General features: G+C 73.0%; 12 protein-coding genes. 6 read left to right on the forward strand and 6 right to left on the reverse strand.

Going from position 1 to position 11,866, the window contains the following annotated elements:
• Positions 1–7: 7 nt before the first annotated feature.
• Positions 8–1,786, reverse strand: coding sequence for a DHA2 family efflux MFS transporter permease subunit (locus AC1ROW_RS09150; RefSeq protein WP_493018571.1), 1,779 nt, complete (start codon positions 1,784–1,786; stop codon positions 8–10).
• Positions 1,787–1,799: 13 nt separating this feature from the next.
• On the reverse strand, positions 1,800–2,381 hold the full coding sequence (locus tag AC1ROW_RS09155; RefSeq protein WP_493018572.1) for a PadR family transcriptional regulator: 582 nt from the start codon (positions 2,379–2,381) through the stop codon (positions 1,800–1,802).
• A gap of 301 nt (positions 2,382–2,682) precedes the next feature.
• Between AC1ROW_RS09155 and AC1ROW_RS09160 the strand changes: the two genes are divergently transcribed.
• Positions 2,683–2,991 carry a DUF7882 family protein gene (locus tag AC1ROW_RS09160; RefSeq protein ID WP_493018573.1) on the forward strand — a complete coding sequence of 103 codons (309 nt, stop codon included), beginning with the start codon at positions 2,683–2,685 and terminating at the stop codon, positions 2,989–2,991.
• Between the two features lie 37 nt (positions 2,992–3,028).
• The gene (locus tag AC1ROW_RS09165) at positions 3,029–3,562 is read left to right on the forward strand and encodes a MarR family winged helix-turn-helix transcriptional regulator (protein WP_493018574.1); all 534 of its coding nucleotides are present in this window, start codon (positions 3,029–3,031) and stop codon (positions 3,560–3,562) included.
• A 14-nt stretch (positions 3,563–3,576) separates the two neighbouring features.
• On the opposite strand, the gene AC1ROW_RS09170 is transcribed toward AC1ROW_RS09165, so the two are convergent.
• The 4 genes from AC1ROW_RS09170 to AC1ROW_RS09185 all read right to left on the reverse strand — a co-directional run bounded on the left by AC1ROW_RS09170 (position 3,577) and on the right by AC1ROW_RS09185 (position 7,550).
• Positions 3,577–4,188 carry a uracil-DNA glycosylase gene (locus AC1ROW_RS09170; protein WP_493018575.1) on the reverse strand — a complete coding sequence of 204 codons (612 nt, stop codon included), beginning with the start codon at positions 4,186–4,188 and terminating at the stop codon, positions 3,577–3,579.
• A 32-nt stretch (positions 4,189–4,220) separates the two neighbouring features.
• Positions 4,221–5,387, reverse strand: coding sequence for an alcohol dehydrogenase catalytic domain-containing protein (locus AC1ROW_RS09175; protein ID WP_493018576.1), 1,167 nt, complete (start codon positions 5,385–5,387; stop codon positions 4,221–4,223).
• Positions 5,384–6,322, reverse strand: a complete 939-nt coding sequence (locus AC1ROW_RS09180; protein WP_493018577.1) for a phosphonatase-like hydrolase — start codon at positions 6,320–6,322, stop codon at positions 5,384–5,386. The genes AC1ROW_RS09175 and AC1ROW_RS09180 overlap by 4 nt, the downstream gene beginning before the upstream one ends.
• Before the next feature lie 70 nt (positions 6,323–6,392).
• On the reverse strand, positions 6,393–7,550 hold the full coding sequence (locus AC1ROW_RS09185) for a TIGR03364 family FAD-dependent oxidoreductase (RefSeq protein ID WP_493018578.1): 1,158 nt from the start codon (positions 7,548–7,550) through the stop codon (positions 6,393–6,395).
• A 169-nt stretch (positions 7,551–7,719) separates the two neighbouring features.
• Here AC1ROW_RS09185 and kynA point away from each other — a divergent pair, with 169 nt between their 5' ends.
• Genes kynA through AC1ROW_RS09205 form a run of 4 tightly spaced genes read left to right on the forward strand, consistent with a single transcriptional unit; the run spans position 7,720 to position 11,865 of the window.
• A complete protein-coding gene (gene kynA, locus AC1ROW_RS09190) occupies positions 7,720–8,580 on the forward strand; it encodes a tryptophan 2,3-dioxygenase (RefSeq protein ID WP_493018579.1) in 861 nt (286 codons plus the stop codon).
• Entirely contained in the window at positions 8,577–9,638 is a 1,062-nt protein-coding gene (locus AC1ROW_RS09195; RefSeq protein ID WP_493018580.1) for an amidohydrolase family protein, read from the forward strand. Before kynA ends, AC1ROW_RS09195 begins: the two co-directional genes overlap by 4 nt.
• Positions 9,635–10,975 carry a kynureninase gene (locus AC1ROW_RS09200; protein ID WP_493018581.1) on the forward strand — a complete coding sequence of 447 codons (1,341 nt, stop codon included), beginning with the start codon at positions 9,635–9,637 and terminating at the stop codon, positions 10,973–10,975. Before AC1ROW_RS09195 ends, AC1ROW_RS09200 begins: the two co-directional genes overlap by 4 nt.
• Positions 10,972–11,865: a PaaX family transcriptional regulator gene (locus AC1ROW_RS09205; protein WP_493018582.1), complete on the forward strand. Its 894-nt coding sequence runs from the start codon at positions 10,972–10,974 to the stop codon at positions 11,863–11,865. The genes AC1ROW_RS09200 and AC1ROW_RS09205 overlap by 4 nt, the downstream gene beginning before the upstream one ends.
• Position 11,866: the final 1 nt, after the last annotated feature.

The following is an 11,866-nucleotide window of genomic DNA, read 5'->3' on the forward strand; positions in this document are numbered from 1 at the left end:
GGCCGCGTCAGTCGGTCGCGGGGGCGGCGTGGATGCCGTGGTGCTCCTCGCCGTCGCGGCGCGCGTCGGCCGCCGGTTCGGCGGCGTGCGCGCCGTGCCGAGCGGCGTCCGCCGGGCCGGAGGCCGCGTGCGCTCCGTGGGCCGTGGTGGAGGTGGCCCCGTCGAGCGGCTCGGCCGCGGCCGCGACGGCAGCTCCGGAACTGTCGTCGGCCGCAGCCTCCGCGCCTCCACCGGCGACGGCGCCCACGGCGACGGGCTCACCGGCCTGGCCGGCCTCGGCCGGACGGCCGGCGCCTTCCGCCCTCGGCCCCCACGCCGGCGGCTTCGGCTTCGCCCACCACACCACGATGAGGGCGCCGAGGAACGCCACCGCAGCCGGCAGCAGCAGTGCCTCCGACATCGCCTGGGTGAACCCGGCGTGCAGGAAGCTCGGCAGCTCGGTCCCCGCGGTCGCGGTCGGCGCTGCGCCGCTGGGAGCCTTCGGCAGGTCGACCGCGAGGCGGCCCGTTATGAGCGCGGAGATGGACGCGCTTCCGAGCACGGCGCCGATCTGGCGCGTCGTGTTGAAGACGCCGGAGCCGGCCCCCGCCTGGTTCATCGGCAGGTTGCGGGTGGTGACGGCCGAGATCGGTCCCCAGACGCCCGACATCGCGATGCCCAGCAGCGCGCTCGGGACGAGCAGCCACCAGATGCTGACGTCCGGGGTCAGCATCCGCGAGTACAGGAACAGCGACAGCGAGAACAGCACCAGGCCCGGCGTCGCGATGAACTTCGGGTTGATCTTGTCGATCAGGCGCCCCATCAGCGGGGCGAGCACACCCGAGAACACCGCGGTCGGGGCGAGCATCAGCGCCGACTGCGTCGGAGTGAGGCCGCGGACCGTCTGGAAGTAGAACACCAGCGGCAGCGCCATACAGGTCACCGCGAAGCCCACCGTCGTGATCGCACCGTTGGACAGCGAGAAGTTGCGGTCCCGGAACAGCGGGAGCGGCAGCAGCGGCTCCTTCTTGTTGAACGCCTGCCAGACCACGAACGCGGCCAGGACGACGATGCCGGCGATGATGAGACCCCAGACCGAGAACGGCCCGTCCCCGATGACGCCCCAGTTGTAGGTGCCGCCCTCCTGGATGCCGAACACCAGCAGGAACATGCCCACCGCCGAGAGCACCACGCCGAGGATGTCGAAGGCGTGCGTGTGCGTCGGGAGCTTCGGCACGAGCCGCATTGCGAGGATGAAGGCCACGACGCCGACCGGGACGTTGATGAAGAAGATCCACTCCCAGCCGAGCCAGTCGACCAGCACGCCGCCGAGCAGCGGGCCGATCAGCGTCGCGACGCCGGCGACGGCGCCCCAGAGGCCCATCGCCGCACCACGGCGGTCCGGCGGGAAGATGCGGGTGATGACGGCCATCGTCTGCGGGGTCATCAGCGAGGCGCCGAGGCCCTGGACGACGCGGGCGGTGATCAGCATCCCGATGCCGCCGCCGGGCATGACGCCGGAGAACCCGCACCACGCCGAGGCCAGGGTGAAGATCACCAGGCCGATCAGGTAGATGTTCTTGGGGCCGAAGCGGTCGCCGAGGCGGCCGGTGATCAGCAGCGGGACGGCGTAGGCCAGCAGGTAGGCGCTGGTGACCCAGATGACCGCGTTGTAGTCCGTACCGAGGTTGAGGCCCTTCATGATCGACGGGTTGGCGACCGACACGATGGTCGTGTCGATCAGGATCATGAAGAACCCGATGACGAGCGCCCAGAGGGCGGGCCATGGCTTCAGTTGGCGTTCCATGTTGTTCTTTCTCTCAATGCTGCTTCTCCTCGTCCCAGGAGATGGCTCCCGAGGCGAGGTCGTCGATGAGGGCTTCGAGGGCGGCGGCTTCGGCCTCCGCCGTCGTGCGCAGGTACCGCACGTCGAGCCAGTACTTCTCGGGCAGCCCCTTCGACCGGACCCGGTGGATCCCGTCGTCGAGCAGGGCGATGTCGGCGCGCATCAGGCCGACGCGGTTGCGGAGGAGGTCGATCACGGTCTCCAGCGGGAGGTTGTGCGCCTCGCCGAGGCCGAGCGGAAACTCCGGGAACTCGTTGACCGGGGTCGCGATGATGTCCGCGACGCGCTCGCCGAGGGCCCGGGTGCCCTCCTCCGTGATCTCGTAGGTGGTGCGCTCCGGGCGGTTGCCCTCGCGCTCGGTGCCGGTCGCGCGCACAAGGCCCTGCCGGGCCAGGCGGTCGACCGTGTGGTAGAGCGAGCCCGGCCGCACCTTGACGAGCCGATCCTCCGAGCGCAGCACGAGCGTTTGATACATCTCGTACGGGTGCGTCGGCCCCTCGGCGAGCAGCGCGAGCGCCGCGACGGCGAGTGGGGTGAGGGACGGGGCGTGCGGCATGGTTCTCGAGGGGGCTCTGTTCGCGGGTTGGATGATCGGAAAGGATTATTCCTTGTGGAATAGTACGCTCGGGGCATTCTTCCGGTCAAGCACCCGATCGAAGGTCGTTGTCACGATCCGATGCTTAGTCGCCGGACGGCAATCATCCGATGTAACTAGATGGGCTAGCTAATCAAGGCCGCAAACTCGGGCTCAGTCAAGTGACCACAACGAACACATCGTTTGATTTTTGGATAGCTAGATGACCTAGCTACCGCTATGATCGTTCCAGACTCACTCGGTCGAGTGGAAGGATCCGACGATGGGTGCTCTGGTCTACGACGGTCAGTCGTTCGAGTTCGATGACCACGCGCTCGCGCACTTGCAGGCGATCATCACCATGAAGCTCCGCAGACGGGAGCCGTTCCTGCTCACCTGGACGCCGGACGGGGCCGACCCGATCGGCCGCCATTCGCTGTGGATCGACAACGCCATCCCCCTCCGCTACGAGTTCGACTCGCCCTCCCCCGAGCGCCTCGACGACCAGTGGCTGAACACCCTCGCCGACCTGGCGTCGCGCGCGAGCGGACTGGTCTTCGCCCCGCAGCCGACCGAACCCGCCCCCGTCTGACCGGACGCGCGCGACCGGCAGGATTATCATCGGAGGCATGGCGACGGGCAGAGGGGATTCCACCCCGCCCGCGTCCGGACCCACGGGCGCGGAGCGGCAGCGCGCCCTCGAGGTGCTCGAAGGCCTGCGGAGCTACCTGGTCGCCGATTCGGCGATGCAGCGCCGCTCCGAGAAGAGCATGAACCTCACGGTCAACGACATCTCGGCGCTCCGCTACCTGCTGCGCGCCCGGGAGCGCGGCATCGCCGTCGGCCCGAAGGAGCTCGGTGACTACCTCGGCATCCAGAGCTCGTCGATCACCGTTCTGCTCGACCGGCTCGAGAAGGCCGGCCACATCCGTCGCGAGCCCAGCCCGTTCGACCGCCGCGCGCTGATCATCGTGCCCGCGGTCCCGGTCGACGAGCTCCATCGCGCGATCCTCGGCGACGTCCGCGAGGAGCTGGTCGACGTCGCAGCGACGCTGGACGACGAGGAGTCGCTGACGGTCATCCGCTTCCTCGACCGGCTGCGCGACGCGCTCGACGGCATCGACGACCTGGCGGCGCAGCCGCACCGGCGGCCCGGCCGCTGAGGCTCGGGCTCCGCTCAGAGCTCCAGTGACCGGTTCAGCTCGATGAGCTGCTCGGCGAACAGCCCGGCGCCGCCCTGCGCGGGATGCCGGATCGCCGGCGCCTCCAGACCCGCCGTCGCGATCGCGCCCTGCGCCTTCCTGCCCACCGCCACGACGGTCTCGATCCGCAGCGCGCGGATCAGCTCCAGCGCGACCGGCGCGCCGGCGCGGACCTCGGCGGGGCGCGGCGTGCGGTTGCTGTGCGGGGTGCCCGCGACGAACGGGTGCAGCGGGTAGACCGGCCACGACAGCGGGATCGGGCCGCGCCAGTCCTTCAGCGTCGCCCAGACGACCCGGCTGGAGGCCTCCCACGGCGCCTGCGGGTGCTCGGGCAGCTCCAGCCCGGGCACCACCCCGGCCGCGGCCTCCCGCGCCGAGACGAACGGGACGCCGGTCACCGTCATCCCCCGCCAGCCCGGCGCCTCGCCCAGCAGGAGGACGGGCGCGTGCGGCATCGCGAAGTACCGCCGCAGGTTGCGCGCGCGGCGCCGGCCCTCGGGATCGTCGCCGTAGAGGGCCTCGGCGTCCTCCGGCTCGGGGAGGGCGCGCAGCAGTTCGAAGAAACGGGCGAAGGGGTCGGCGGCCATGCCCCTACGATGCCACGGGGCGGCGCAACGCCTCAGCGCGGCCGCACCGCCACCCGCGGGAACCCCGTCGCGGCCAGCGCCGCATCCACCTCCGCGAGCGGGAACACCGCGCCGACCTGCTCGGCGAACGGGTACTTCGTGCCGGCCTCCGCGAGGAATCGCACCGCCTCCTCCAGGTGCCGGGGCGCGTAGTTGTGGACGCCGCGGACGGTGAGGAGGCGCCGGACGAGCTGTTCGGGCACGACCGGCAACTCCGGTCCGTTGGAGAGCGAGCCCACGAGCACCAGGACCCCGCCGACGTCGACCACCGGCAGCAGCGACCGCACGGCGGACGGGTTGCCGGAGAACTCGAGGGCGATCGTGGGTGCAGAGGCGCGGCCGCCCGCCTTCGACAGCGCCGACGCCAGGCCGGCGCGGGAGTCCGGCGCCGCCCGCGGATCGGCGACGGCCGCGGCGCCGAAGAGCCGTGCGGCCTCCCGGCGCTCGGGGATCGGGTCGCTGACCACGACCTTCGCCCCGGCCTCCGCCGCCATCGCCGACGCGGTGAGACCGAGCATCCCTGCGCCGGTGATCAGGACGAGCGCGCCGTCGAGGGGGACGATCGCAGCGGCGGCCTCCAGTGCGGCGGCGGCGGTCGCCGTCGAGCAGGACGCGGGCGCCAGGACGGCGGCGGGAAGCTCCTCGGGAACGGCGACGATCGGCGTGCCGTCGAGCAGGTGGGTGTGGGTCGCGAAGCCGCCCGACAGCTCCCAGCCGCGCCGCATCCGCTCGTGACCGTACTTCTGGAGGCTGACGCAGCGCTGCGGGAGGCCGCGGCGGCAGCGCGCGCAGCGGCCGCACGGCACGGCGACGGACCACACCACCCGCTCGCCGAGCGCCACGCGGCGCCCGTCGGTGGTTTTGGCGCCCCCGCGGCCGAGCGCGACGACGCGGCCGACCTGCTCATGGCCGAGCACGAGCGGCGTGGGCGCCGAGCGGTGGCCCAGCGCCGTGTGGATGTCCGAACCGCACACCGTCGCGAGCTCGACCTCGACCAGGACGTCGCCCGGGGCCAGGCGAACGCCGGGGACGGCGACCGCCTCGTGCCGGTGCCCGACGCCCTGCCACACCATCGCGGTCGCGGACGGGTACACGCTGACGCCCATCCCCAGGCTCGCCGGCGGCTCGACGACGCGGGGGGTCACTGCCTTGATCGTCACGCGCGGGTCTGCCCCTCCGGCCGGCCGGGCGCGCGGACGGGGGCCGTCTCGGCGTCCAGCTCGGCGGCGCGCTCTACTTCGGCGGCGCGCTCCACTTCGGCGGCGCGCTCCACTTCGGCGGCGCGCTCCAGCTCGGCGCCCCGTTCCAGTTCCTCAAGGCCGAGCAGCTCCGCCAGGTCCGCGATGCTCGGGATGACAGCGTCCGCGCCGGCGTCGGTGAGCGTCCGCTCGTCGTGGGCGCCGGTCAGCACGCCGACCACGAGGCCCGCACCGGCGGCGAGGCCGGAGACGATGTCGCTCGCGGTGTCGCCCACGACGACCATGCCCTCGACGCTCGACGTACCCGTGCGCAGCAGCGCCGTGAGCGGCAGGTCGGGGTACGGCCGTCCGCGGCCCGCCTCCGACGGGCTCAGCGTGAGGTCGGCGAGGTCGCGCCAGCCGAGGGCGTCGAGCACCGTGTCCTGCGTCGCGCGGGAGAACCCGGTCGTGAGCACGACCGCCACGCCCAGCGACCGGAGGCGCCGGATGAGGTCCTCGGCGCCCGGGACCGGGCGCAGACCCTGGTCGGCGGCGAGTTCGGCGTAGGCGGACTCGAAGACCGCTGTGGCGTGCTCCGCCTGATCCTCGTCCTCCGTGAGCGCGCGGAAGACCGAGAGCTTCGGCTGACCCATCGTGGCGTGCGCGTACGCCCGCGCGCGGCGCTGCTCGTCGTCGGTGACGGCGAGGCCGGCGGCGTCGACGGCGCGGAGGAACGCGCTCTCGACCAGGCCGTCGTCCACGACGGTCGTGCCCGCGAGGTCGAGCACGACGAGCTCGAGGTCCGGGAACGTGTCCGGGTCGTCGGCGTCGACCGCGACGAGCGCAGCCGTGTCGACCTCGGTGTCGATGATCGCGGCGTCGTCGAATTCGCTCGTGATGAGGCCTTCAGGAGACATGGGCCGGTGCCTTTCTGTGCGGAGCTTCGGTGGTCGGCTGTCGGTCGGGGGCGGCGGGTGGAGGGCGCGGTCAGCGGGAGCGCGCGGCCCCGGCCGCGGTCAGCACTCCCGGCGCGGTGGCGAACAGCTCGTCCACCACGCGATCGGCGAGGCCGAGCCCGGTGGTCATCCCGATGCCGGAGGTCACCGACACGACTCGGACGGACGGCGCGGGCGACGAGACCAGGAAGTCGTCGGCGGCGGTCGCGTGGACGCCCTGCCAGCGTTCGAGCACGCGGATCCGGCCGAGGCCGAACAGCGTGCGCGCGCCCTCCAGCAGCAGCTCGAACGCCGTCTCCGACTGGTACGGCGGGACATCGTCGCCGCTCCGCCGGGCGCCGCCGAGGAGGACCGAGCCGTCCGGCCGCTGCGCGAACACCGGGTCGATGTCGAACGCCGCCAGGTCGGGGCGCTCGGCGACGAGCCGCTCCCGGAGGGCGTCGACGCCGGGGACGTGCCGGAATCCGGCGGCCCGGACGAGGGACTGCGCGATGAGCACCGGCGCCGAGAACGGATGCTCGAAGTCCGCCTCCACGAGCAGCATGTCGAGCCCGCAGCGCTGGATGCCGTGATCCTCGGCGATGCCGGGGAACAACCGGTCGACCTCGTGGTCGACTGCGACCACGACGGCGTCGGCGGACACCCGGCCGCGCGAGGTGTGCACCCGGCCCGTCTCGACGCCGGTGACGGTGGTGTGCCAGAAGAAGTCGACGCCGTGCCCGTCGAGCCAGCGCGCGATCGCGGGCGCGGCCTCCCGCGGGTCGACCTGCAGATCGGCGGGGAACAGCGCGCCCCCGACCGGGACTCCCTCGGCGACGGGGACGCGCTCGCGCACGGCCGCGGGGGTCAGCATCCGCATGTCGTGGCCGCCGCGGGTGTCGCGGAACTCTTCGAGCACGGCCAGCTCGTCCGCCGCCTGCGCGACAGCGATGGTCCCGGACTCGCCCAGCCAGAATCCGGCCTCCGCGGCGAGGGTCGGCCACAATTCGCGACCGAGCTCCGCGTACGCTCGCGCCTCGCCCTCCTGGGCGGTGATGCAGAGGTGGCCGAAACCGCGGACCGAGGCGCCCTCGACGCCGGAGGCTCGGTCCAGCACGGCCACCGTCAGCCCGCGCCGGAGCGCCGCAACCGCGTGCCCGAGCCCGACGATGCCTCCGCCGACGATCGCGAGGTCGTAGTGCCTGCCCATTCCCGTCTCCCGTCCGCAGGAAGTCCCGCGACGAAAGTAGGAGCCGGCGACGACGGTGGCGGCAACTCCAGGTAACCGGCCGGTGAACGGCAGCGAACGTCCGCGTGCCGATCGCGGCGACGGCGTGTCGCCTGTTGCACTTCCGTGACGATCGGCGCAGAATCGCAACATGACCGCGAACGAGAACACGCGCGAATTCGATCCGGACATCGTCACGGACTTCCGCGAGCGCATGTCGTACGGGTCGTACCTCGACCTCGGCACCTTGCTCAGCGCCCAGAAGCCGGTGAGCGTGCCGGAGCACCACGACGAGCTGCTCTTCATCATCCAGCACCAGACGACGGAGCTCTGGCTGAAGCTCGTGCTGCACGAGCTCGCGTCCGCGCGCGACCTGCTCCGGGCCGACGAGCTGCAGCCGGCCCTCAAGCGGATCGCGCGCGTCAAGCACATCCAGAAGACGCTCACCGAGCAGTGGTCGGTGCTCGCGACGCTCACGCCGACCGAGTACGCCCAGTTCCGCGGCTTCCTCGGCAACTCGTCGGGGTTCCAGTCGTACCAGTACCGCGCGGTGGAGTTCGTGCTCGGCAACAAGAACCGGCGGATGCTGTCGGTGTTCCGCGAGGACCCGGGCGCACTCGCGCTGCTGACCGAGCTCCTGGAGGCGCCGAGCGTCTACGACGAGTTCCTGCGCTTCCTGGCGCGCGCCGGCCACGACGTTCCGCGCGCCGTCCTCGACCGGGACGTGACGGAGGCCCACGTCTTCAGCCCCGAACTCGTCCCGGTGTTCCGCGACATCTACGAGCACGCGGCGGAGCACTGGAGCGAGTACGAGGCGTGCGAGGAGTTCGTGGACCTGGAGGACAACTTCCAGCTCTGGCGCTTCCGCCACCTCAAGACCGTGCAGCGCACCATCGGCATGAAGACCGGGACCGGCGGCTCCACCGGCGTCAGCTTCCTGCAGAAGGCGCTGGAGCTGACGTTCTTCCCGGAGCTGTTCGCGGTGCGGACCGAGATCGGGGCGCCGGAATGACCGACGCGGCGCCGCGCGCCCACAGCGTTCAGGTGGATGCGGTGTGGAACGGCGGCGGGTTCGACGGCCCGGCGACCTTCCGAATCGACGGCGAGCGCCTTAAGCCCGCCACGGCAGTGGCCGACTCCACTCCGCCTCTCCCTCTCGGCGGGACCCTCTTCCCGTCGCTGACCGACCACCACACGCACCTCGGCCTCACCGACCCCCGCGCGCTCTTCGCCGGCGGCATCACCCACGCGGTCGACCTCGGCTGGATCCCGGCCGTCGCGGCCTCCTGGCTGGCCGACCTCCCGGGTCGCCCTGCCGTCGCGATCGCGGGCGCGCTGATCACCGCCCCCGGCGGCTACCCGGTGGCGTCCGGCTGGGCCGCGGAGGGCGCTGCGGCGGAGGTCGGCGGCCCGCGCGAGGCCCGGGATGCGGTCCGGAGACAGGTCATGCTGGGAGCCTCCCGCATCAAGGTCACCCTCAACTCCGACGCGGGCGAAACCGTGGACGACTCGACTCTGGCCGCGATCGTGGGGGAGTCCCACGCCGCCGGGGTCCCCGTCGTCGCCCACGTCCAGGGCCTGGGTCAGACCGCCCGCGCCGTGGCCGCCGGCGTCGACCAGCTCGCCCACACCCCCTTCACCGAGCGACTCGACGACGCGCTCGTCACGGAGTCCGCGCGACGCGGGATGACCTGGATCAGCACTCTCGACATCCACGGCTGGGGCACCCCGACCGAGCACTACCGCATCGCGGTCGACAATCTCCGCCGGTTCGCCGGCGCGGGCGGGCGCGTGCGGTACGGCACGGATCTCGGCAACGGCGACCTCCCCGTGGGAGTGAACGCACGCGAGCTCGCCGCACTGCAGGAGGCCGGGCTGGCCGGCGCGGCACTCGTGCGCACGATCGCGGGCCGGGCGACCGCCTCCCTCGGCCCCCGCATCGCCTGGACACCCACTCCGCCTCCCGCCGACGACACCGACCTCCCCGCCTGGCTCGCGACCGCCCGCGGCGTGCGCGTCCCGGACCTCCTCATCCTCCCCTCCCACCCGCTTGGACAGGACACCCCATGACCGACCTCCCCGACGACCTGTTCGCCTACGACCCGCTGGACGAGGAGGCCGCCGCGGCCGACGCGGACACGCTCGCCGGCGATCCCCTCGCCGCCGCGCGCGCCCTCGACGCGGCGGACCCGCTCGCGCACTTCCGGGAGCGCTTCGTGGGCGTCGCCCCCAGCGAAGGCGCTCCCGACCTCGGCACCGCCTCCCCGGTCGTCGCCTACTTCGACGGCAACTCCCTCGGACGTCCAACGCTCGCGAGCGTGGAGCGCATCCACCGGTTCCTCGTGGACGGCTGGGGCGGCCGGCTGATCCGCGGCTGGGACGAGGAGTGGATGGAGCTGCCGTTCCGGATCGGCGACGCGCTCGGCGACACGGCACTGGGCGCCGCGGCGGGGCAGGCGTTCATCGGCGACTCCACGACCGTGCTGCTCTACAAGCTGGCGCGCGCCGCCGTCGACTTCCTGCCGGAGCGCAGCGAGATCGTGCTCGACACCGACAACTTCCCGACCGACCGCTACGTGCTCGACGGCATCGCGCGCGAGCGCGGGCTCTCGCTGGTCTGGATCGAGGCCGACACCGAGGCCGGCGTTACGCCCGAGCAGGTCGCGGCGGCGGTCGGCCCGCGCACGGCGCTCGTCGTGCTCAGCCACGTCGCGTACCGCTCCGGCTTCCTCGCCGACGTGCGTGCGATCACGCGCATCGTCCATGACGCAGGGGCGCTTGTGCTCTGGGACCTCTGCCATTCCGCCGGCTCGGTGCCCGTCGAGCTCGACGCCTGGGACGTCGACCTGGCCGTCGGCTGCACCTACAAGTACCTGAACGGCGGCCCCGGATCGCCCGCCTTCGGGTACGTGAACAGCCGGCTCCAGCCCCGGCTCGCCCAGCCGATCCAGGGCTGGATGGGCGTGCGCGACGTGTTCCTGATGGGGCCGGAGTACCAGCCCGCCGACGGCGTGCGGCGATTCATCTCCGGGACGCCGCCGATCGTGGGGATGCTCGCCCTCCAGGACACGGTGACGATGATCGGGGAGTGCGGCATCGGCGCGGTGCGCGCGAAGTCGGTCGACCTGACCACGTTCGCGGTGCGGCTCGCCGACACCTGGCTGACGCCGCTCGGCGTCACCCTCGCCAGCCCGCGCGACCCGGCGCAGCGCGGCGGCCACGTCACGCTCAACCACCCGGCGATGCGCGAGGTCACGGCGCGGCTATGGGAGCGCGACATCATCCCCGACTACCGCGACCCGGACGGCCTCCGCATCGGCCTGTCGCCGCTGAGCACGAGCTTCGAAGAGGTCGCGGTCGGCCTGGCGGCGGTGCGGGATGTGCTGGGCGAGCTGATCACGGAATGAGCGGGGTGGCACAGGTGCGGGAGGCCGGCGCGCGCGGGGCGCCCGACCGCGACGTGGCCGCCCGGGAGGACCTCGAAGCCCGCAGCGGCTCCGCCACCGCCATGCTCCGCACGGTCGTCGGCAGCACCCTGCGCCCGCTCGGCGGTTGGATGAGCGCCGCGGGGGCGGTGGAGCTGATGGCCGCGCTCGGCGTCCCCGCCACGACGGCGCGCTCCAGCCTGGCGCGGCTGTGCGGGCGGGGCGTCCTGGTCCGCGAGCCGCGCGACGGCGTCGCCGGTTATGCGCTCGATCCCGCTGCGCTGCCGATGCTCGAGCGCGGGGACGCCCGCATCTTCGGCGAGCGCCCCGCTCCGGCCTCCTGGTGCCTGGTGTCGTTCTCGTTCCCCGAGCACCAGCGCGCGCAGCGGCACCGGTTGCGGCGCGCGCTCGCGGCGCTCGGCTGCGGGACGGTCGCCGACGGGCTGTGGATCGGGCCGGACACGCTGGAGGACGAGCTCGCGGAGGTGGCACGGGCGTACGGCGCGGACCTGTTCAGGGGCGCACAGCTCGCCGGCGACGGGTCCGCGGAGGACCTCCCCGCCGCCGTGGGCCGCTGGTACGACCTCCCCGCGCTCCGCGCCCTCCACGAGTCCTTCCTCGAGCGCTTCCGGAGCGCGCCTCCCGCGGCCGACGACCGGGACGCCTTCGCCCTGTGGATCCGACTCCTCGACCAGTGGCGCGTGATCCCCTACCGCGACCCCGGCCTCCCCGCCGCGGCCCTCCCCGCCGACTGGCCAGGGCCGGCCTCCGCCGCCCTGTTCACGCGCCTCCACGCCGAGCTCGCACCCCGCGCGCTCGCCTTCGCCGCCGAGACCGCCCGCGCGGACCGAAGCCCCTCCGCCCCACGGTAGA

The organism is Leifsonia sp. GW821-FHT13C09, from assembly GCF_058806435.1.